20 protein-coding genes and 1 tRNA gene are annotated in these 21,183 nt (G+C 70.2%); 13 read left to right on the top strand and 8 right to left on the bottom strand.

Going from position 1 to position 21,183, the window contains the following annotated elements:
* Window positions 1-73: 73 nt before the first annotated feature.
* A complete protein-coding gene (locus tag ACZ5ID_RS13175) occupies window positions 74-874 on the top strand; it encodes an NERD domain-containing protein (RefSeq protein WP_468896847.1) in 801 nt (266 codons plus the stop codon).
* 401 nt (window positions 875-1,275) lie between these two features.
* Here ACZ5ID_RS13175 and ACZ5ID_RS13170 read toward each other — a convergent pair whose 3' ends face one another.
* Together ACZ5ID_RS13170 and ligD are read right to left on the bottom strand one after the other, a co-directional pair.
* On the bottom strand, window positions 1,276-2,184 hold the full coding sequence (locus tag ACZ5ID_RS13170; RefSeq protein WP_468896845.1) for an ATP-dependent DNA ligase: 909 nt from the start codon (window positions 2,182-2,184) through the stop codon (window positions 1,276-1,278).
* A complete protein-coding gene (gene ligD, locus ACZ5ID_RS13165) occupies window positions 2,181-3,065 on the bottom strand; it encodes a non-homologous end-joining DNA ligase (RefSeq protein ID WP_406556255.1) in 885 nt (294 codons plus the stop codon). Before ligD ends, ACZ5ID_RS13170 begins: the two co-directional genes overlap by 4 nt.
* Before the next feature lie 40 nt (window positions 3,066-3,105).
* On the opposite strand from ligD, the gene ku reads away from it, so the two are divergent.
* Window positions 3,106-4,185 carry a non-homologous end joining protein Ku gene (gene ku / locus ACZ5ID_RS13160; protein WP_468896842.1) on the top strand — a complete coding sequence of 360 codons (1,080 nt, stop codon included), beginning with the start codon at window positions 3,106-3,108 and terminating at the stop codon, window positions 4,183-4,185.
* A 63-nt stretch (window positions 4,186-4,248) separates the two neighbouring features.
* Here ku and ACZ5ID_RS13155 read toward each other — a convergent pair whose 3' ends face one another.
* The 4 genes from ACZ5ID_RS13155 to ACZ5ID_RS13140 form a co-directional block, all read right to left on the bottom strand.
* Window positions 4,249-6,003, bottom strand: a complete 1,755-nt coding sequence (locus ACZ5ID_RS13155) for an MFS transporter (protein ID WP_468896840.1) — start codon at window positions 6,001-6,003, stop codon at window positions 4,249-4,251.
* A gap of 301 nt (window positions 6,004-6,304) precedes the next feature.
* Window positions 6,305-6,850, bottom strand: a complete 546-nt coding sequence (locus ACZ5ID_RS13150; protein WP_406556170.1) for a cupin domain-containing protein — start codon at window positions 6,848-6,850, stop codon at window positions 6,305-6,307.
* Between the two features lie 339 nt (window positions 6,851-7,189).
* A complete protein-coding gene (locus tag ACZ5ID_RS13145) occupies window positions 7,190-8,404 on the bottom strand; it encodes an FAD-dependent oxidoreductase (RefSeq protein WP_468896838.1) in 1,215 nt (404 codons plus the stop codon).
* Between the two features lie 134 nt (window positions 8,405-8,538).
* The gene (locus ACZ5ID_RS13140) at window positions 8,539-8,994 is read right to left on the bottom strand and encodes a carboxymuconolactone decarboxylase family protein (RefSeq protein WP_406556168.1); all 456 of its coding nucleotides are present in this window, start codon (window positions 8,992-8,994) and stop codon (window positions 8,539-8,541) included.
* 334 nt (window positions 8,995-9,328) lie between these two features.
* Between ACZ5ID_RS13140 and kdpF the strand changes: the two genes are divergently transcribed.
* The 11 genes from kdpF to ACZ5ID_RS13085 all read left to right on the top strand — a co-directional run bounded on the left by kdpF (window position 9,329) and on the right by ACZ5ID_RS13085 (window position 19,732).
* Complete coding sequence (kdpF, locus tag ACZ5ID_RS13135) at window positions 9,329-9,418, top strand: K(+)-transporting ATPase subunit F (RefSeq protein ID WP_366074503.1); 90 nt, start codon at window positions 9,329-9,331, stop codon at window positions 9,416-9,418.
* An 8-nt stretch (window positions 9,419-9,426) separates the two neighbouring features.
* Window positions 9,427-11,091 carry a potassium-transporting ATPase subunit KdpA gene (gene kdpA / locus ACZ5ID_RS13130; protein WP_468896836.1) on the top strand — a complete coding sequence of 555 codons (1,665 nt, stop codon included), beginning with the start codon at window positions 9,427-9,429 and terminating at the stop codon, window positions 11,089-11,091.
* Window positions 11,088-13,241 carry a potassium-transporting ATPase subunit KdpB gene (gene kdpB / locus ACZ5ID_RS13125; RefSeq protein ID WP_468896834.1) on the top strand — a complete coding sequence of 718 codons (2,154 nt, stop codon included), beginning with the start codon at window positions 11,088-11,090 and terminating at the stop codon, window positions 13,239-13,241. Before kdpA ends, kdpB begins: the two co-directional genes overlap by 4 nt.
* A gap of 5 nt (window positions 13,242-13,246) precedes the next feature.
* Entirely contained in the window at window positions 13,247-13,921 is a 675-nt protein-coding gene (locus tag ACZ5ID_RS13120; RefSeq protein ID WP_468896832.1) for a potassium-transporting ATPase subunit C, read from the top strand.
* 147 nt (window positions 13,922-14,068) lie between these two features.
* Window positions 14,069-14,143: a 50S ribosomal protein bL37 gene (locus ACZ5ID_RS13115; protein ID WP_372460710.1), complete on the top strand. Its 75-nt coding sequence runs from the start codon at window positions 14,069-14,071 to the stop codon at window positions 14,141-14,143.
* An 83-nt stretch (window positions 14,144-14,226) separates the two neighbouring features.
* Window positions 14,227-14,730 (top strand): nucleoside deaminase, encoded by a 504-nt coding sequence (locus ACZ5ID_RS13110; protein WP_468896830.1) that lies wholly within the window; start codon window positions 14,227-14,229, stop codon window positions 14,728-14,730.
* A 78-nt stretch (window positions 14,731-14,808) separates the two neighbouring features.
* Window positions 14,809-15,273 (top strand): hypothetical protein, encoded by a 465-nt coding sequence (locus ACZ5ID_RS13105; protein WP_468896828.1) that lies wholly within the window; start codon window positions 14,809-14,811, stop codon window positions 15,271-15,273.
* A 3-nt stretch (window positions 15,274-15,276) separates the two neighbouring features.
* Window positions 15,277-16,995, top strand: a complete 1,719-nt coding sequence (locus ACZ5ID_RS13100) for an alpha/beta hydrolase (RefSeq protein WP_468896826.1) — start codon at window positions 15,277-15,279, stop codon at window positions 16,993-16,995.
* Window positions 16,992-17,603: a hypothetical protein gene (locus ACZ5ID_RS13095; RefSeq protein ID WP_468896824.1), complete on the top strand. Its 612-nt coding sequence runs from the start codon at window positions 16,992-16,994 to the stop codon at window positions 17,601-17,603. The genes ACZ5ID_RS13100 and ACZ5ID_RS13095 overlap by 4 nt, the downstream gene beginning before the upstream one ends.
* Window positions 17,604-17,811: 208 nt before the next feature.
* A complete protein-coding gene (locus ACZ5ID_RS13090; RefSeq protein ID WP_468896822.1) occupies window positions 17,812-18,201 on the top strand; it encodes a DUF6083 domain-containing protein in 390 nt (129 codons plus the stop codon).
* Window positions 18,202-18,742: 541 nt separating this feature from the next.
* Complete coding sequence (locus ACZ5ID_RS13085) at window positions 18,743-19,732, top strand: DNA-methyltransferase (RefSeq protein ID WP_468896820.1); 990 nt, start codon at window positions 18,743-18,745, stop codon at window positions 19,730-19,732.
* On the opposite strand, the gene ACZ5ID_RS13080 is transcribed toward ACZ5ID_RS13085, so the two are convergent.
* Both ACZ5ID_RS13080 and ACZ5ID_RS13075 read right to left on the bottom strand, forming a co-directional pair.
* Window positions 19,729-20,610 (bottom strand): hypothetical protein, encoded by an 882-nt coding sequence (locus ACZ5ID_RS13080; protein WP_468896818.1) that lies wholly within the window; start codon window positions 20,608-20,610, stop codon window positions 19,729-19,731. The two genes, ACZ5ID_RS13085 and ACZ5ID_RS13080, sit on opposite strands and share 4 nt — an antisense overlap.
* 439 nt (window positions 20,611-21,049) lie before the next feature.
* A tRNA-Arg gene (locus ACZ5ID_RS13075) sits at window positions 21,050-21,121 on the bottom strand.
* Window positions 21,122-21,183: the final 62 nt, after the last annotated feature.

The following is a 21,183-nucleotide window of genomic DNA, read 5'->3' as shown; positions in this document are numbered from 1 at the left end:
GCTCGCACTATACGAGCCGCGATATTGCCGTGCGCCGCCGGTGCTGTTCCCATGGTCGTGGGGGTGATGCGGGATGTCGGGACTGCGGGTGACTCCGGTGCACCGGCACGGACGGGCACGGCTGTACGTCAGCCTCCCGGACGGCACGAACGCCGCCTGGTACGACAGGGACAGCGGGCGGGTCAGCCTCCTCCTGGAGGAGTTCCGCGAGGCGGTCCTCGCGGCGCTGGCGCCCTTCGTGGCGGGCGGGATGACGGTGGGTCCGCCGCCGGTCCCCACCTCCGCCGACCTGGCCCGGCTGTCCCTCCACCCCGACGACGACCTGGCACCGAACCGCCCCGGCGAGGCGCTCCTGGGCGAGCTCGAACGGCGGGGCCCCTCGCGCCGCTTCCGGGAGGACCCCCGGCGGGTGCTGCTCGCGGCGCAGGAGCGGGTGGGGGCGGGGCTGGACGCGCTGGAGGGGGCGGGGTGGCGGGTGCTGCACTCGGTGCCGCTGCCGGGGGACGGGCTGCTGGACCATCTCGCCATCGGCCCGGCCGGGGTGATGACGTTCCGTACGGTCGCGGCGCGCCGGCACCGGGTGCGGATCGCCGACCCCCTGGTGGGGGTCGGGCGCTCCGCCCCCGCGCCGGTGCTGCGGTGGGTCCGGCGGGACGCGGAGCGGGCGTCGCCGGCGCTGGTGGCGGGGGTGCGGGGGGTGCTGGTGCTGTGCGACGCGTCCCGGGTCGACCTCGCGGCACCGCCCCGGGGCGTGCGCGTCCTGCGGGACACGGACGTTCCCGGGCTGGCGCGGGCGGGGGGTGTGCTGAAGCCGGCGGATGTGGAGGCGCTGTACTGGAGGGCGCGGGACCGCCGTACGTGGCTGAGGGCGTGAATCACCGGCCCCGGCAGCCTCCCGGGGCCTGCGGCCCCCGCGCCCCTTTTTGGGTGGGTGTTTGTCTGCGGGCCGGTTGTGTGCTGGTCGCGCAGTTCCCCGCGCCCCTGAACGCGCCCCTCCGGGGCGCCCAGGGGATGCCGCGCAGCGGCATTTCAGGGGCGCGGGCAACCAGCCACGGTCCGCAGACGGCCACGGGTTTGAGGGGCGCGGGGAACGGCGCGAGCAGCCACCCACCGCCCGCAGACGACCACGGCTTTTCAGGGGCGCGGGGAACGGCGCGAGCAGCCACCCACCGCCCGCAGACGGCCACGGGTTTTAGGGGCGCGGGGAACGGCGCGAGCAGCCACCCACCGCCCGCAGACGAAGCCCCGGCCAAAAAGCGGTGCCCCGGGGGCGGTTCAGGCAACCGGTGGCGTCGGGGCGGCGCGCAGGCGCAGCACCGTCGTCACCCCCAGCCGCGCCGACCCCCGCTCCACCTCCGCCAGCAACCCCCCCACCGCCACCTCCGTATACCCCACCTCCCCCCACCCGGGAGCGACCGCGCTCCGCGTCGGCGGGCCGGGTGGCAGCGCGGCCCGGCCCGCCTCCGCCCGCAGCGCCGACGACAGCGGCGTCGACACCGTCACCGCGTCGTCCCCGGGCAGTACCAGCACCAGCGCGCTGGGCCGCCGCGCCGGGCCCACGTACCCGACCACCACCCCCTCCCACGTCTCGGTGTGCCGCACCTTCCGCCAGGCCCGGGTCCCGCCCCGGTAGGAGGAGTCGTCGCGTTTGGCCACCAGGCCCTCGATGCCGCTCGCGGGGAGCGCCTCGTACCAGGTCAGGGCCGTCTCGATGTCGGAGGTCGCCGGGACCGGCTGGAGCGGGGGGCCCAGGGGCGCCAGCAGGGACAGCAGGCGGGCGCGGCGCTCGCCGTACGGCAGGCGGCGTACGTCCTCGCCCCGGTCGGCGAGGACGTCGAAGGCCGCGTACGACGCCGGCAGCCGCGCCGCCAGCAGCGCGGCACGCGCGGTCGTGGCCGCCGCCCGGCGCTGCACCGCCGCGAAGTCCGTGCGCCCCTCCGTCCACACCACCACCTCCCCGTCGAGCACGCACCCCGCCGGCACCTCCAGCGCCGCCGCCACCAGGTCGGGGAACGCGGCCGTGACCACCCGGCCCGACCGGGCCTGGAGCACCACCCCGGACGCCTCCCGGAACACCACCATCCGGTGGCCGTCGAACTTGGGCTCGTACCACCAGCCCGGCCCGCGCGGCAGCTCCCGTACCGACCGCGCCAGCGCCACCCGTACCGGCGGTCGCACGCTCATGGCAGCCGTCCCGCCCGGTTGAGGTTGATCAGGGGGCCCAGCAGGTCCCCGTCGGCCGACAGCCTCGGTTCGATGTCCCCGAGCAGGAAGACCAGGTCCTGGGGCGCGCGGCAGGACTCCACCTCCGCCCAGGACACCGGCGCCGACACCGTCGGCCGCTCCCGCGCCCGGAGCGTGTACGGCGCCGCCGTCGTCTTCGCCGCCGCGTTCTGGCTGTGGTCGACGAATACCTTGCCGGGCCGCAGCGCCTTCGCCATCCGGTGCGTGACCAGGTCGGGAAGGGCCGCCTCCGCCTCCTGGGCCAGCCCCTTGGCGTACCGCGAGACGTGTTCGGACGCGGTCGGCTCCAGCGGGACGAGCAGATGCAGACCCTTGGAGCCGGAGGTCTTGGCGTACGCGTGCAGGGCGTCCGCCGCCAGCCGCTCGCGCAGCCAGCGCGCCACCGCGCAGCACTCCACCACCGTCGCCGGGGCCCCCGGGTCCAGGTCGAAGACCATCCGGTCGGCCCGCGCGGGCGCGTCCGCCTGCCACTGCGGGGTGTGGAACTCCACCACCAGGTTCGCCGCCCACATCAGGGTCGACAGGTCCGGGACGGTCACCTGGCGCGCGCCGCTGTCCTCGGAGCGCGGGACCGCGGCGGTCTTCACCCAGGAGGGCGTGCCGGGCGGGGGATTCTTGGTGAAGAAGAGCTGGCCGTCGGGGCCGTCCGGGTAGCGCAGGAACGACACCGGCCGGTTGTGCAGATGGGCCAGGAGCGCGCCCGCGACGGAGGCGTAGTAGTGCAGCACCTCGCCCTTGGTGGTGCCGGTCGCCGGGTACAGCACCTTCTCCAGACGGGAGAGCGCCACGCGTCGCCCCTCCACCCACGTGATCGGCGTCATACGATGAGAATCCCACTAATACCGGCAAAGGGGACGAATAGTGCGATCCATATGGAACGGTGCGATCTCATTTGGGCTGGTCAGCATTCCGATCAAGCTCTACAACGCGACCGAGAGCCATTCGATCTCGTTCCGGCAGATCCACACGGAGGACGGCGGACGGGTCCGCTACCGCAAGGTGTGCGAGCTGGACGGCGAGGAGCTGGACGCCTCGGAGATCGGCAAGGCGTACGAGGACGCGGATGGGTCGCTGGTGCCCATCAGCGACGACGACCTGGCCGCGCTGCCGCTGCCCACCGCCAGGACCATCGAGATCGTCGCGTTCGTCCCGTCCGACTCCATCGACCCGCTCCAGATCGACGCGGCGTACTACCTGAGCGCCAGCGGGGTCCCGGCGGCCAAGCCGTACACCCTGCTCAGGGAGGCGCTCAAGCGCAGCCGCAAGGTGGCCATCGCCAAGTTCGCGCTGCGCGGGCGTGAGCGGCTGGGGATGCTGCGGGTCGTGGACGACGTCATCGCCATGCACGGGCTGCTCTGGCCGGACGAGATCCGCACCCCCGAGGGCGTCGCCCCGGACAGCGACGTCAAGGTGCGCGACGCCGAGCTCGATCTGGCGGACGCCCTGATGGACACCCTCGGCGAGGTCGACGTGGACACCCTGCACGACGACTACCGGGAGGCGGTGGAGGCCCTGATCGCCTCCAAGGCGGGCGGCGCGCTGCCCCCGTCCGAGGCGCCCGAGTCCCCGCGCGGCGGCAAGGTCATCGACCTGATGGCCGCGCTGGAGAGCAGTGTGCGCGCCGCGAAGGAGGCGCGCGGCGAGGAGGCCGGGGAGCCGGCCGGCGAGCGGGCCGAGGTCACCGAGCTGAAGCCGCGCAAGACGGCCGCCCGCAAGACGGCCCCGGCGAAGAAGACCGCGAAGAGCACGGGCCGGGACAGCGCGAAGACCAGCGGCAGGGCCGCCGCCAAGTCGACCGCCACGAAGTCGGCCTCGAAGACCGCCAAGAAGACGGCGGCGTCCCCCAAGTCCTCCTCGGCGGGCGCCAAGAAGTCCACCTCGACGGCGGCCAAGAAGACGGCCGCGAAGAAGACGACTCCCCGCAAGCGCGCGTCGGCCTGAGCGGCCGGCGTACGTCTGCGGGGAGTCGGGGGTGCGTCCGGGCCGTGCGTCAGCGCCGGGGCGTCACACTCCCCGGGCGACGGGCTCGCCCAGCGCCTCCAGCTCCGCGTCGAGGTCGCGCGCGTGCACCTCGCGGGGCAGCGCGAACATGCCGAGCGCCACCAGCACCAGGATGCCGACCCCGTACCAGAGGCTGAGGTCGAAGCTCTTGACGAAGTTGTGGCTGACGGCCTCCTGACCCTGCCGGGTCAGGATCGGCTGGACCTTGTCGGCGCCGGGCACCGAGGACGGCTTGCAGCTGGCCGGGACCTTGGTCGGGTCCGACTCGGCCGACCGGTCGTGCACACACGCCCGGAAGCCCTTGACGATGCCGTCGACGCCGTCCGCCGGGACGCCCGCGGCCACCAGCTCCTGGCGCAGGGCCGGGGTGACCTTGTCGACGCCGTGGTCGGAGTCGCTGGAGAGGTGGCCGAAGAAGAGCACCCCGACCAGCGCGACACCGAGCGCCATACCGACCTGCTGGGTGGTGCCGAGGAGACCGGAGGCGGAGCCCGCGTCCTTGGCGGGCACCTTGGTGAGGATCGCGTCGATCATCGGGGCCACCACCAGACCGAAGCCGAAGCCGGTGACGACCAGCGGCGCGATCATCTGCCAGGACGGGATGCCCGGGCCGTAGTGGTGGGCGACGAAAATGTACGCGGCGAAGCCCAGCGCGTTCAGGAGCGCGCCGCCGATCAGCGTGAGGCGCCCGATGCGCGGGGTGAACACCTCGACCGCGAGACCGGAGCCCGCCGCCGCGCCGACCGCGAAGGCCGCGCCGGTCAGACCGGCGCGCATGGGCGACCAGCCGAGCCCCAGCTGCATGTACAGCGTCCACACCAGGAAGAAGCCGCCGAGCGCGATCCAGAACAGCGTCCACACCAGCATGCCCGCGGTGAACGCCCGCTCCTTGAAGAGGCTGAGCACCACCAGCGGCGAGCCGACGGTCCGGGTGCGGTGGCGCTCGAAGACGACCAGGATGCCGAAGACCACGACCGAGCCCGCCATCAGGAGGTACGTCCACAGCGGCCAGCCGAGCGTACGGCCCTCGGCGAGCGGATAGACCAGCATCAGGATGCCGGTCACGGCGATGACCACGCCGACCGGGTCGAGCTTGGGCGCGGCGGGCGACTTGGAGTCGCGGACGAAGAACCAGGCGGCGATGAAGGCGCCGACGCCCACCGGGATGTTGACCAGGAAGATCGGACGCCACTCCAGGTCCGCGATGTTCGCGTCGACCAGCACACCGCCGACGATCAGACCGGCCACCGAGGCGGAGCCGAGCGCACCGCCCCAGATGCCGAGCACCTTGCCGCGCTCCTCGGACGGGAACGTGACATGGATGATCGCCAGGATCTGAGGAACCATCAGTCCGGCCATGGCGCCCTGGAGGAAGCGCGCGGCGATGAGCATGCCGGGACCGCCGGCCACACCGCAGAGGGCCGAGGCGACGGTGAAGCCCGCCACGCCGATCAGGAACATCTTCTTGCGGCCGTAGATGTCGCCGAGCCGGCCGCCGGTGATCAGCAGGGCGGCGAAGCCCAGGACATAGCCGGCCACGACCCATTCGATCTGGGTGTAGTCGGCGTGCAGGTCCTTCTGGATGCTCGGGATGACGACGTTGACGATCGTCACGTCGAGCATGTCCATGAACCCGGCCACCAGCACGATGATCAGGGCGAGCCAGCGGCGGGGGTCGAGCGCCGGCGCTTCGCCGGACGTCTCTCCCGCGCGGCTTCCGCCGGGCAGGTCGGCTCCGGCGTGGGTGTCGTGAGTCATGGCGTTTCTACCTCTGGCCGATCGTGGTGACCGAAGCCGTCCCAGCCCGGTCGTGACGGATGGAGCGTGATGAAACGAGTGCCATATGGGGATCTCCTTGCCGCGGCGGCAGGAAAACGTGTGTCACCGAGTTGACGACATAGGGGCGAGGGGTGTGACTTCTCGCAGGTCACACCCCTGATGCGGCGGACAGGCGGGGGGGCGCACCGAAAGCGCCCCCCCGCCCCCAATGTCGGGTTCATGACAGGCCGACACCGCCGCTGCGGAAAAGGCACTCACATAGTCGGCGAGCCGCTGCCGCTCAAGCGACCGGCTGCCCGGCGCCGTGCTCGGCGAGCAGGCGTCGGGCCTCCGCGTCCGCCTCGCCCGCCGGGACGAGAACGCCCTCGGGGGTCAGACGCATCGGCTCGCCGCCCGCCATCCGCCAGTCGAACTTCGCGGCCAGCTCGAAGAGGTCGGACTGGATCAGCGGGCCGCCCTTCTCGTGCTCGGCCGCGAGCGCGGTCGGGTGGTAGAGCTCGTACCCGCCCGGCAGATGCAGTGTCAGGAAGTGGCAGCCGCCCTCGACCGTGGTCGACCAGGTGTGCTCGGTGCCCTTGGAGATGTGGGCCATGCCGCCGGGGCCGAGCGTGGTCACCTCGCCGTCGATGTACATGATCAGGGAGCCCTCCAGGACGAAGTACGTCTCGTCGGACTCGGCATGTGTGTGCAGCGGCGGTCCGGGAGTGGCCGCGGCTATCTCGCCTTCCACGAGGGCGGCGGCGCCATCCGTGGCGCCGCTCGGCAGGACGATTTCAAACCCGCGGCGGCCGGCAGGGCGGTCCTCGGGGTAGATGATGGTCGTCATGAATCCCTCTCTGGCTTGATTTCTCTCAAGTGGATATGGGTTTAGCACGGGGCTGCGGGTGCGGGTCAAGCAGCGCTCAACTTGCCCGTCGGGCGCGGCTCCAGTGGCACTCAGGTCCCTGGTGAACAGCTCTGGCACGGCTCTGTGCGAGCGCGGGATTTCCGCAGTTGGACACTTGCGGACAATGCCGTTGGCTTTCACTTGTTGTCCCGTCAACGAAATTGCGGGAGTTCGGGAGCTCGGGAGTACGCGAGTCCGGGCGCGGGAAATTCCGGAAATGCCGACGGGCGGGCACCGGCGCTCACCGCGCCGGCACCCGCCCGTCGGGCGGCAGGCCTCTCAGACCCGCTCGGGAATCCGGACGTGCTCGGGCCGCGGCCCGTACCCGATCATCCGCGCGATCAGCCGCCGCATCGGCCGCACATGCTCGGCGACCGCCAGGAACCGCGGCGGCGTGGACTCGCGGGTGCCGTGCAGCGTCGGCGCGATCAGCTGGTTCTGGAGCAGGATCTGCATACGCTGGATGGCGACCGCGGCGGGCAGCCGCCTGCGCTGCACCGCCGCCAGGTCCGCGGTGCTCACCGCGCCCCGCCGCAGCGGCTCGGCCAGCAGATTGGCGGTGGCCACCGCGTCCTGCACGGCCACGTTGATGCCGAACCCGCCGACCGGGGACATCGCGTGCGCCGCGTCCCCGATGAACAGCAGCCCCGGCCGGTACCAGCGCCGCAGCCGCTCGACCCGGACCTCCAGCATCCGCGCGTCGGAGAACTCGATCTTGTCCGGCCGGTCGCCCATCCACGGCAGCAGCGCCCGCACGCTCGCCCGCAGCGACTCGATGCCCTCGGCCTGGAGTTCGGCGTACCGGCCCTTGGGGATGACGTACGCGAACTGCCAGTAGGTGTCCCGGCAGATGCCGATGAGCAGGCCCTGCTGTCCCATGCGGATGAAGGTGTCCGGCGGGTCGCTCTCCTCGCGGGGGATGCGGAACCACAGGTCGTCCATGGGCGCCCCGAAGCCCTGCGGGACGAGCCCGGCGGGGCGGCGCAGCACCGAGTCGCGGCCGTCGGCGGCCACGGTCAGGACCGCGCGCAGCTCGTGCTCGCCCTCGGCGTCCCGGAAGCGCACGCCCCGGGCCCGGTCGCCCTCGCGGATCAGACCGTGCACCTCCGCTCCCATGCGCAGACGGAAGTGGGGGTACTTGGCGGCCTCGGCGGCGAGCAGGTTGAGGAAGTCCCACTGGGGGACGAACGCGATGTAGGGATACGTGCCGGACAGCAGCCGCTGGTCGGCGACGAGCACATCACGGGTGTCGGTGACCATGTTGATCCCCGGCGTGGTGCGGTGCGGCAGCTCCAGGAAGCGCTCGGCGAGGCCCAGCTCGGCGAGCACGTCCAGGGTGGAGGGGTGGATCGTGTCGCCGCGGAAGTCCCGCAGGAAGTCCCGGTGCTTCTCCAGGACGGTGACCTCGATGCCGGCCCGGGCGAGCAGCAGCCCCAGCATCGCGCCGGCCGGGCCGCCTCCGACTATGCAGCAGGTGGTTGTCTCGGTTGCCATGGGTGCCACCTCGGCGTCGCGCGTGGATGTCGTACGAGTCGATCTCGGCGAGCATGCCCCACGCGGTCATGGGTGCCAAGGTCGAACAGAGCGAACGGAGCGTCAGATTCCTTTACGGGTACGTCAGTTGGCGCTCACCAGGTCTGGCCGCCCTGCTGGCGGGTGGCCGCGTTGAGGCGGTTGTAGAAGTTGCTGACGCCTATCCACAGCACCAGCGCCGCGAGCGGCTTCTCCTCGTAGTGGCGGGCGGCCTCGGCCCACACCGCGTCGGGGACCGGCTCCTCGCGGTCGTTCAGCCGGGTCACGGCCTCGGTGAGGGCCAGCGCGGCCCGCTCGGCGTCCGTGAAGTACGGCGTCTCCCGCCAGGCGGCCACGGCGAACAGGCGCTCCGCGCTCTCGCCGCCCTTCATCGCGTACCGGGTGCCGGAGTCCACGCAGGCGCTGCACCCGTTGATCTGGCTGGCGCGCAGATGGACCAGGTGCATCGTGGTGGCGGGCACCCCGGCGCCGTGGGTCGCCTTCTGGAGCTGCCGTACGGCCTCCATCGCCCCCGGGACGAGCGTCGCCGGGCTCGGCATCCGTGCTTCCATGACTGTTCTCCTGGCTGCCACTCACTGGGTGGCCTGGGCTCCGACTGTCATGGAATTGACGAAGCCGGGCCCCGAAGTGTGACGAAGCGCCCCACCGTGCGGGAAAGGCGGCGGCGTATGAAAGGCGTCAAGGAGACGCCGGTGGCCGTATGGGGCCCGTCAACGAAACCGGCGCGGGCGCCGCGGGCGGGTTTGCTCAAGGGGTCCGTACCGGTCCCGCTCGTTCACGAGCCTTATGAGTCCTGGAGTTCACGATGGCCGATCTGGCCTTCGTCGCCACCACGATCGCGGTATTCGCCCTGGTGGCGCTCATAGCCAAGGGGGTGGCCAAGCTGTGACCGCCGAGAACGTCGTCGGCCTGGTCGTGGCCGTCGCCCTGCTGGGATACCTCGTCCTCGCCCTTGTGTACCCGGAGAGGTTCTGAGTTCCACGATGTCTCCTGTCCTTTCCGGTGTGCTCCAGTTCGCCGCGCTCGCCGCGGCCCTGGCGCTCTCCTACCGGCCGCTGGGCGACCACATGGCCCGCGTCTACTCCGGCGACCGGCATCTGCGGGTCGAGAAGTGGATCTACCGGGCCATCGGCGCGGACCCGTCCGTCCGGATGCGCCGGTCGGCGTATCTGCGCGGTGTGCTCGCCTTCTCCGCCGTGAGCGTCCTCTTCCTCTATCTGCTCCAGCGCCTCCAGGGGCACCTGCCGGGCTCGCTCGGCTTCGTGTCGATCCCGGCCGACCAGGCCTTCGACACGGCGGCCTCGTTCGTGACGAACACCAACTGGCAGTCGTACGCGGGCGAGCAGTCCATGGGCCATGTGGTGCAGACCGGCGGCCTCGCGGTGCAGAACTTCGTCTCCGCCTCGGTGGGCATCGCGGTGGCGGTCGCCCTCGTCCGCGGCTTCGCCGCCTCGCGCACCGGCGAACTCGGCAACTTCTGGGCCGATCTGGTGCGCGGCACCGTACGCGTACTGCTGCCGGTCTCGGTGGCAGGCGCACTCGTCCTCGTCGCCTGCGGCGCCCTGCAGAACTTCGCCGGAATACACGAGGTCGGCCAGTTCACGGGCGGCCCGCAGCAGTGGAACGGCGGCGCGGTCGCCTCCCAGGAGGCGATCAAGGAGCTGGGCACGAACGGCGGCGGCTACTTCAACGCCAACTCCGCCCACCCCTTCGAGAACCCCGATGGTCTCTCCAACCTGTTCGAGGTCTATCTGATCCTGCTGATCCCGTTCGCGCTCACCCGGACCTTCGGCCGGATGGCCGGAAGCGTCCGGCAGGGTTACGCGATCCTGGCGACCATGGTCACCGTCTGGGTGGCCTTCACCGCCCTGATGCTGTGGACCGAATCCGCCCACCACGGACCGGCGTTCGACCTGGCGCGCGGGGCGATGGAGGGCAAGGAGACCCGCTTCGGCGTCGGCGGCACCTCCGTCTTCGCGGTCGCCACCACCCTCACCTCCACCGGCGCCGTGGACGGCTTCCACTCCTCGCTCACCGGCTTCGGCGGCGGTATCACCCTGCTGGGCATGCAACTCGGCGAGATCGCGCCCGGCGGCACCGGCTCCGGTCTCTACGGCATGCTGGTCATGGCGGTCATCGCGGTGTTCCTGGCGGGCCTGATGGTGGGGCGCACCCCGGAGTACCTGGGCAAGAAGATCGGCACCCGCGAGATCAAGTACGCGGCCTGCTACCTCCTGATCACCCCGGCGCTGGTCCTGGTGTCCACGGCGGTCGCGATGGTCCTGCCCTCGGCCCGCGGCTCGATGTCCAACCCGGGCGCGCACGGCTTCTCCGAGGTGCTCTACGCGTACGCCTCCGCCGCCAACAACAACGGCTCGGCGTTCGCGGGCCTGGGCGCCGACACCCCCTGGTTCAACACCTCCCTCGGTCTGGTGATGCTGCTCGGCCGGTTCCTTCCGATGGTGTTCGTCCTGGCGCTCGCCGGCTCGCTCGCCGAGCAGCGGCCCGTCCCCGCGACAGCGGGCACCCTGCGCACCAACAAGCCCCTGTTCACCGGTCTGCTGGTCGGCACGATCCTGATCGTCACCGGTCTGACCTACTTCCCCGCCCTCGCGCTGGGGCCGCTGGCCGAGGGGCTGGCGGCATGACCACGCGTCTGAAGTCCGAGGAGCCCGGCTCCATGCCCACCGCCCCCACCACCGCCCCCGCGAGCCCCGCCCGCGCCCCGCACGACGACCACCCCACCGGGCACCACCCGGTCCGGGCCGGGGCCGGGGGCGGTCTGTTCGACCCCCGGCAGCTCATCGCCGCCTTCCCCGAGGCGGTCAGGAAGCTCGACCCCCGGGTGATGGTCGCGTCCCCGGTGATGTTCGTCGTCGAGGTCGGATCCGTACTGACGACGGTCCTCGCGCTCAAGGACCCCGGTGACGGGTTCGGCTGGGCCATCACCGGCTGGCTCTGGCTGACCGTGGTCTTCGCCAACCTGGCGGAGGCGGTCGCCGAGGGCCGGGGCAAGGCGCAGGCCGACACGCTGCGCAGGGCCAAGTCGGACACCGTCGCCCGCCGTCTGAACGGCGCCGCGGAGGAGCGGGTGCCCGGCACGGAGCTGCGCGTCGGCGACCTGGTCGTCTGCGAGGCGGGCGATGTCGTCCCGGGCGACGGCGACGTGGTCGAGGGCGTCGCCTCGGTGGACGAGTCCGCGATCACCGGGGAGTCCGCGCCGGTGATCCGCGAGTCCGGCGGCGACCGCTCGGCCGTCACCGGCGGTACGAAGGTCCTCTCCGACCGGGTCGTCATCAAGATCACGACCCGGCCGGGCGAGACCTTCATCGACCGGATGATCGGCCTGGTCGAGGGCGCGGCCCGCCGCAGGACGCCCAACGAGATCGCCCTGAACATCCTGCTCGCCTCGCTGACCGTGGTGTTCCTGCTGGCGGTGGTCACCCTCCAGCCGTTCGCGACGTACGCGGGCGCCGAGCAGTCGACGGTCGTGCTGGCGGCCCTGCTGGTCTGCCTCATCCCGACGACGATCGGCGCGCTGCTCTCGGCCATCGGCATCGCGGGCATGGACCGCCTGGTCCAGCGCAACGTCCTGGCCCTGTCGGGCCGGGCCGTGGAGGCGGCGGGCGATGTGTCGACGCTGCTCCTGGACAAGACCGGCACCATCACCCTGGGCGACCGCCGGGCCGCCGCGTTCGTCCCCGTACCCGGCGCGAGCGAGGCGGAGCTCGCGGACGCCGCCCGGCTCTCCTCGCTCGCCGACGAGACCCCCGAGGGCCGCTCCGTCGTGCTCCTGGCCGAGGAGCGGTACGGGCCGGGCGAGCGCCGCCGCGAGGACCTGGCGGGCGCGGAGTGGATCGCCTTCACGGCCCGGACCCGGATGTCGGGCGTGGACGTGGACGGGCGCAGGGTCCGCAAGGGCGCGGCCGGCGCGGTCCTGGCGTGGGTGGAGGAGCGCGGCGGCCGGGTGGCGGGGGACGCCCGGCGGCTCGCCGACACGATCTCCCGGGACGGCGGCACACCGCTGCTGGTGGCCGTGGAGGACGCGGACGGCGCCCGGGTCCTGGGTGTCGTCCACCTCAAGGACGTGGTCAAGGAGGGCATGCGGGAGCGGTTCGAGGAGCTGCGCCGGATGGGCATCAGGACGGTCATGATCACGGGTGACAACCCGCTGACCGCACGGGCCATCGCCGAGGAGGCGGGCGTGGACGACTTCCTCGCCGAGGCCACCCCCGAGGACAAGCTCGCCCTCATCAGGAAGGAACAGGAGGGCGGCAAGCTGGTCGCGATGACGGGCGACGGCACCAACGACGCCCCCGCGCTCGCCCAGGCGGACGTGGGCGTGGCGATGAACACCGGCACGTCGGCCGCCAAGGAGGCCGGCAACATGGTCGACCTCGACTCCGACCCGACCAAGCTGATCGAGATCGTCGGGATCGGCAAACAGCTTCTGATCACCCGGGGCGCGCTCACCACGTTCTCCATCGCCAACGACGTGGCGAAGTACTTCGCGATCATCCCGGCGATGTTCGCCACCGTCCACCCGGGCCTGGACAGGCTCAACATCATGGGCCTGCACAGCCCCGAGTCCGCGATCCTCTCCGCGGTGATCTTCAACGCCCTGGTCATCGTCGCGCTCGTACCGCTGGCCCTGAGGGGCGTGCGGTACCGGCCGGCCGGGGCCGACCGGCTGCTCCGCCGCAACCTCGGGATCTACGGCCTGGGCGGCCTGGTCGCGCCCTTCGCCGGCATCAAGCTCATCGACCTCATCGTCTCCCCCATCCCCGGAATCGGCTGATCGTCATGAAGAACTCGGCAACCACCACGGCCCGGCTGACCGGCGCCGCCCTACGGGCCCTGCTCGTACTGACCCTGGTCTGCGGAGTGGTCTACCCGCTCGCGGTGACCGGCGTCGCCCAACTGGCCTTCCCCGAAAAGGCGAACGGGTCGGAGGTCGAGTCGCGCGGCAGGGTGGTCGGTTCGGAGCTGATCGGCCAGCGGTACGACCTCCCCGGGAAGGACCCGTCCGGCCCCGGGGAGGCGGCCCGCCCGGACCTGCGCTGGTTCCAGCCGCGCCCCTCCGCCGGCCTGGGCACCAACACCCGCAACACCCGCTACCGACTGCTGGTGTCCGGCGCGACCAACCTCGCGGCCGACAACGAGAAGCTGGTCCAGCAGGTCAAGGCCGCCAGGGCGGCGGTGGTCCGGGACAACTCCACGCCCACGTACAGGGTCGACCCGGCGGACGTCCCCGCCGACGCCGTCACGTCCTCCGGCTCGGGCCTGGACCCCGACATCTCCCCGGCGTACGCGCGGCTCCAGGCCCACCGGGTGGCGCAGCGCGACGGCCTGCCGGTGGCGCGGGTGGAGCGGCTGGTCGCCGACCACACCGCCGGCCGCGTCCTGGGCTTCATCGGCGAGCCGAGGGTCAACGTCCTGAAGTTGAACATCGCGCTGCGGGAGCTCATGGAGAGGTGACGCGGACGGGGGAGCAGGGGGTGGACGGCCTCCGGCTCCGGCGGGCGACGCGCGCCGCCGGACGGCCGCCATGCGGGCGGAAAGGGCCGCTCATAGACTGACCTCGACAATATGCCCATTTTCGTACCGGTAAGGGAGATGCGGTCCATGTCCAAGCGAGGCAACAAGCGGCGCGCACGGAAGAAGAAGGGCGCGAACCACGGGAAGCGCCCCAACACCTGAGCCCCCGGGCGCCCCACGGCCCCGGCCCCCGCCACCGGTCGTGGCGCCGGGCCGGGGCCGACGGTGTGTCCCACACTGTCCCCATGGACCTTGTCCCGATGGACCCGCAAGCGGCACGCACCCTGCTCCCCGCCGCCCTGGAAGAGGCCCGCGCCTCACGGGCCGAGGGCGGGATCCCCATCGGCGCGGCGCTCTTCGACGCGGCCGGCACCCTCCTCGGGCGTGGCCGCAACCGCCGCGTCCAGGACGACGACCCGTCCACGCACGCCGAGACCGCCGCCTTCCGGGCGGCCGGGCGGCGGACCACGTACGCCGGTACGACGATGGTGACCACCCTCGCCCCCTGCTGGTACTGCAGTGGCCTGATCCGCCAGTTCGGCATCTCCCGTGTGGTGATCGGCGAGGTGCGCACCTTCGACGGCGGACAGGAGTGGCTGGCCGGGCACGGAGTGGAGGTCGTGGTGCTCGACGACGCCGAATGCCGTGCGCTGCTGGGGGAGTTCATCGCGGCGGAGCCGGGGCTGTGGGCGGAGGACATCGGGGCCGCGCCGCCGGGCGCCCGGCCGGGCACGGCCGGGCCGGACTGAGTACCCGTACTCATTGCTGGCCTGAATCCGCCCAGTACCCTGCCGGAAAGAAGATCAGCAAGGGGAGGGGCAAACGGCATGTCCACACCGATCGGTGGTCCCACACGGGGCTTCTGGATCACGCCGGGCGAGGTCCAGAAGGCCGGCGACTCGGCCCGCAAGGTGGCCAAGGACATCCCCGACGAGATCAAGACCCTGTACAAGCCGACCGACACGGCGGTGGCGGGCCTGGCCGGTTTCGAGACCGCCAAGGCCATCGACGAGTGCCTGGAGGCGTGGGCGAAGACGCTGCGCTCGCTGGCGGGCATGGTGGAGGGGGCGGCGGACGCGGTCGCCTCGTCCAGTACGAGCTTCGTCCGCGAGGACCACGCGCGCAAGCAGTCGTTCCTCGGCTTCGGCCCCTACACCCCGTACGCACCGGGCGTCTCGGCCCCGGGAGTGCACCCCCCGTACGCCCCGTACGCACCGAACACCCCCCACACCCCCTACACCCCTCAAGCCCCGGGAGTGACCCTTCCCCCGGCGTCCGACGGAGGACACTGACCGATGCGGGTCTCGCAACTGCGCGATGCCAAGCCGCTCCTGCTCACCGACGCGGGCGACGCCTGGGACAAGCTGGCGGAGACGTTCACCACGCACACCACCGACTGCGGCAAGTACCTGCACCGGCCGATCCAGCAGGGCAACTGGGGCGGGATCACCGCCGAGTCCGCGGCCGACCGGCTCGCCCGGATGCAGCGCGACCTCCTCGTGGCCAAGCAGGAACTCGACGCCGTGGGAACGGTGTTGCGGGCCTGCGGCGAGGTGTTCGCCGCCCAGCAGGGCAAGCTGGCGCACGCCATCGAGGACGCGACCGGCGCCGGGTACCACGTCGCGGACGACGGCAAGGTCACCGCGCCGAGCGTCGACACCAGCGGGATGAAGCCCGGTGACGTGGCGATGATGCAGCGCGACCAGACCACCCGCGCCCAGGGGTACGCCGACCGGATCGGCGACGCGCTGGCGGCGGCGGAGAAGGCCGACAAGGAGTACGCGAAGGCGATCAGGCTCTTCACCGAAGCGGCCAACCGCTGCGGCAGGGGCGACTGGAGCACCAACTTCGCGGAGATGTCGACGGCGGGCGCGCTCAACGGCGAGCTGCTGCACGAGCTCGGCATGCCCGACAAGAACGGCTCGCCCGCGGCTGTACAGGCCTGGTGGTCCCAGCTCTCCCCGAGCCTCCAGGCCGAGCTGATCCAGGACTACCCGCAGCAGATCGGCAACCGCGACGGCATACCGGCCACCGACCGCGACCGCGCCAACCGGACGTATCTGCCGATGCTGCTCGACAGCCTCCAGTCGGAGTACGAGGGAGCCGACGGCGACAAGGCGAAGGCCCTCAAGGACAAGATCGAGGGCCTCAAGGGCATCCAGAAGCAGCTGGCGGCGGAGGGCGAGCCGCGCCCGTACCTGCTGGGCATCGGCTCGGAGGGCAAGGGCCGGGCCATAGTCTCCTTCGGCAACCCGGACACGTCGAAGAACGTCTCCGCGTACGTGCCCGGCCTCAACACCAAGCTCAGCGGCCACTTCGCGTCCTCGGACGTGGACCGGGCCCGGAACGTGGCGACCATGGCGAACAAGATGTACCCCGACACCACCACCGCCTCGGTGGTCTGGCTCGGCTACGACTGCCCGCAGCTCGACGGCTTCAAGTGGTCGGCGACGGACGTGATGAGCGAGGACGACGCGAAGGCGGGGGCGCCGGCGTACGACAAGTTCCTGAGCGGCATCCGGGCCACCCACGAGTCCGGCTCACCGCACGTCACGGCCATCGGCCACTCGTACGGCTCGCTCACCGTCGGCCAGGCGACCCAGCAGTCCGGCGGCATCCCGGCGGACGACGTGGTCCTGGTCGGCAGCCCCGGCGTCGGCGTGGACAAGGCGTCGGACCTGGGGGTGGGCGCGGACCACGTCTACATAGGCGCGGCGGAGAACGACCAGGTGACGTATCTGCCCTCGCCCAACCTTCTGGAGTACGTGGCACCGGGCAGCGAATACGGCCCGAAGAAGAACTGGTTCGGCACGGACCCGGCGGACGACCACTTCGGCGGCCACCACTTCGCCGTGGCGCCGGGCAAGGACACCGGCCTGGCGGGCCTGGCCACGGGCAACCTGCCCGCGCACTCGATCTACTTCGACCCCGACGCGGGCGGCGACTCCCTCCCCAACATCGCGAGCGTGGTCACGGGCCACGGCGACCGCATCACGGCGACGAGGCCGCGATGAGGCTCCGGGGACGCCGGGCGGTGGGCGCGCTGCTGCTCGCGGCGGCACTGACCGGCTGTGGAACGGGCAGCAGTGGTCCGAGCGACCAGCAGGTACGACAGACCCAGAAGGCACCGAAGATGAACATGCAGCAGGCGGGCGAGGGCTCGGAGAAGATCCTGGACGCCACGCTGGCGGCGATCCAGCCCCCGGTGAAGTGGGCGTACGGCACCCCCATGCAGGAGGCGTGCAGCACGGACCTCAACGAGCCGACGGGCAGGACGACGGTCACCCGCAGCCGCAACATCCTGACGATCGTCTCCCCCCACCGCCGGGGCAGCCTCCTGGGCGTGGTGCAGCGCTACTGGGAGTCGGCGGGCTTCAAGGTGACGAGCGTCCGAAACGACGAGTCGATGCCGTGGGTGCGGGCGACCCGGGCGGACGGCTTCAGCGTGTCGCTCCAGGTCGGGAGTGTGGGGAACGTGTTCCTCAGCGCGAGTTACGCGTGCGCGGAGGACGCGGAGATGACGTATCCGGCGGGGACACCGGGGAAGCCGGGGGGCCCGAAGGGGGAGGATGTCCGGCCTCGCGAGCGGTCGGAGTTCTGGTCGGGGGAGGGGGAGGGGTAGGGGTATAGGGGTCGGGGTGAGGGGGGTGCGGTCGCGGCGGCGATGGTGAGTACAGGCGTTTCGTCGTATCTCGGCCACGGCTCCTCTGCCGCTCGTTGCTGGTTTCAGCTACCGCGTCGCACCCAATTCCACCAGCGCACACCTGCCCCGGGTGTCCCGACCCGTTCGCCCTCTACGCACCGGTCGCCGAGGTGCCGACCCTCACCATATGGGGGCTTTGGAGGAGACACCGCGTCGGCTGGGCGGCGGACAATCACGCTGCCCTTACTGCGGCTTGCCGCGAGATCGGGTCGCCACGCTTGCGTATGACTGGGTGATGCTGGAGCCGGACATGGCTCCACTGGCCCACACGGTGCCGACGGAGCATCGGTGGATCGAGTTGTCCGATGGACGGGTGACCGTTTACGGGGTCTGCCCGCCGAATCAGCTCCAGCGGTGCCGTATAGAACACCGTCTGGCCTGCCCGGCCCAGCCAGTGCCGGATCTGTGGCCGTGGCTGACAGCCCTGCGAGGGGAGAACGCGCGGCAGACGGAACGGGACGAGCCGGAGCCGCCTCGGTCCCCCCGGTCCCCGGAGGTATGGCCAGACGTGGGCTGACGGTCCCCCGGGAGGGGTCTTGGCAGGGCAGACCGTCACGTTTTCCCTTGCTGACCTCCCGAGGCGGCTGCACTGCCTGTCGGAGCCGGAGTCACGCCGCCCACACAGCCCGACTGCGCAGCGATCCCGCGGACTCCAGTTGCCCTCGATCCGGTGCATCCCAGACCGCTCGGCAGGCAGGCCGTCGCCAAATCCGAGAACGCGATGAGCGGGAACCACGCGCCAGAGTTGTCCGAGCCCCGCATTGATGTGATCCGAGATCGCCTTGAACGGGGTTCTCACTCGTACAGCAATTCACATTGGCCTTTCGCCGACACTTCGCGGGAAAGCGCAGGATGGCTGCACGGGTGGAAATGTCCGTCACCTGGGCGCTGACTCACCCGCCGGATAAATTCATGCCGGTCGGTTGATGTCATTATCGGACACTCAATCGCGGCAAGTCGAGAAATGCCATTTTTGCGGTCCGGGGCCCGGACCGGCATTAAGTGATGCTAGAATTACCGCACCGTAGATGTAGCGGAAACGACATGGAGTCACGAGTATGGAGAGTTCCCGGGCGATCTCGATCCCCCAGCAGCACCCAGTAGCTGAGGTGCACGAGGGGGACGCTTATGATCTGCTGGGAAAGCTCCCTAATGAGTCCGTCGACCTAATCATCACTTCGCCGCCTTACTGGGGGCTCCGCACCTACGGTCTGACCCACAATGAGAATATTCTGCAGGAGTGGCTGGACGAAGGGGGGAGCAAAGAGCAGCCGCCGTCCTACGATTGGTACCGCCTGCATGGAGGCTGCTTGGGTATGGAGCCCCTGCCCGAGTGGTATGTATCCTACCTAGCCGATTTTTTCCAGCGGGGTGTCGCTGCACTGAAGCCTGGTGGAAGTCTTTGGGTGAATATCGGCGACACATACTTCGCCCGCTGGTCCAGCATCAGAATGGACGGCCGACAGGGGTTGGGGGATAATCCTCGCATGCGAAGGAAAACCCCTATGGGGGGATTCCGGCAGGAAAAGCAGCTGCTCCTCATCCCGGCGCGTTTTGCTATCGCCATGCAGGAGAATCGGTGGATCTTGCGAAACGACCTGATCTGGGAGAAGCGTAACGTGCCGCCTCGTCCGGAGAAGGACCGTCTCCGCCTGGCACACGAGCACTTCTTCCACTTTGTGAAGCGCCCCAAGGAGGGCCGGGCCAAGTACTACTACGATCTGTCGGCAGTGGAGGACGGTGCACGCGACGTCGTGACCGTCAACGCGGCACCTGGCTCTGATGGACACTCAGCCACGTTCCCCGTCAAGCTGATTGAACCCAGGATCCTGAGCTCATGCCCGCCCGGAGGTCTCGTTCTGGACCCCTTCTGCGGAACAGGTCGCGCCCTTTCCGTTGCTGCCCGGAACGGCAGGCGGGCAATCGGATTTGAGATTGCGCCCCACTTTGCTGCATCCGCGCGTCAGACCGTCACGGGCCAACTTGCGCCGGATGACGCGGAGCTTGGTGCCACAGATAGTGAACAAGGCAAGGATGCGCTTTTCTAAAAGAGTCGCGAGGCAGCCTGCCGTTGCCGCAACTGGTTTGCAGATTTGCGCTTCACTTTTTCCACGAAGTCACTTCTGGTGAGGGAGGATCCCCCACCTGAAAACATCGCCCGCGTGTACTCTTCAATGCTGGTTCGCACAGTTTCCACATGAGACATTGCGAGTCGGCCGTCCGCCAGCAGAGTGCCATCGTAATCGAACCCCATGAAAGTGATGTTCCACGGGTCGGAGTCCTCGAGCGGAATGAAGTTGACTCGCGACCTGAGCTGTTCCAAAATCTTCTGCTGCATCACCACATAGAGCGGGACGGAGATGCGCTCCAGGTGGGTTCCCTTCTCTGCGACTTGCGTGCCGAGCCTCTTGTAAACGTTGCTCGTGTTTACCCCGTAGGCGACCGTGTCCTGTCGCTTCTTCTCTGCAGCTTCCCGAGTGAAGTACTCTCGCCACTTCTCTGGCTCGCCGGCTTCCCAAGCCCTGAAAGCGGGTCCGACGCCCCCGCCGCGTAGATCGATGGCTTGAGTTTCGATGGCGATCGCCGAAATGTCCCCGGGTCGGCTGGGATTTGTCGTGTAGGCAACGTAATCGAGATTCAGCCTCGGTCGTTGTGTCACCGCAACCTCGGGCACCAGGTGGACGGGCTGATTTCCGAAGTAGTCTTGCACTGCCAATTGAGTTGGCATGCCATCGAGCCTGTGGTCGCATACGGCATATGTATGCTGCTGTTCATCCCATTCGGCTTGATATGTTACAGAGCAGTAGCCGAACTTGTATTGCTTCTTCTTCTCGCAGGGATTGTTGGAGAAGGGGCAGTGCCATGCCTTCTGTGCCGCTTGAGCTTCAGGGGTGCGCGAGTCGTGCGGATGGCCGTAAATCTCCACAATAGGGAAGAGTCGGCCCCTTTGCTGTGCTACTGCCATACCGGGCATGACCCCCGTCTATTCGCTGATGGCATGGTTGAAAATGATCTTAGCTAGCTGCGCTCCAGGCAGGAAGTGGGCGCAGGTGCCTGCGGCGCGGCGCTGTCAGGTGATGCTTTCGGGGCCAAGCTTGGCCAGTCGTGACCGGAGAGCTGGGCGTCCGGCCGAATTGCTTGCCGAGGGGAGTCGAAGTCACGTTCCCCTTGCGGGTGGAGGGCAACGAGCTGGGTGCCGTCCCTGGTGAGCACGCGCCGGCGGGGGCTTTGAGGCAGTGGCGGAGCTCTGAGCCAACACGGCGTCAGAGCGCGTACGCGCATTCGCAGTACCCACCCGCACAAGCAAGAAGACCCCGCACCCAGCGCAATGGCTGGTGGCGGGGTCTTAGGCACCTACTAACAGGTGCCCCCGGCAGGATTCGAACCTGCGCACACGGCTCCGGAGGCCGTTGCTCTATCCCCTGAGCTACGGGGGCGTCCGCCGCGCTTGGCGGCGACGGGTAGAACCCTACCAGCTCCCGTGGGGTGGCTGTGAACA

The organism is Streptomyces sp. NPDC031670 (assembly GCF_055580545.1).
The sequence above is the reverse complement of the archived record's forward strand: the minus strand, read 5'-3'. Positions and strand labels throughout refer to the sequence as shown.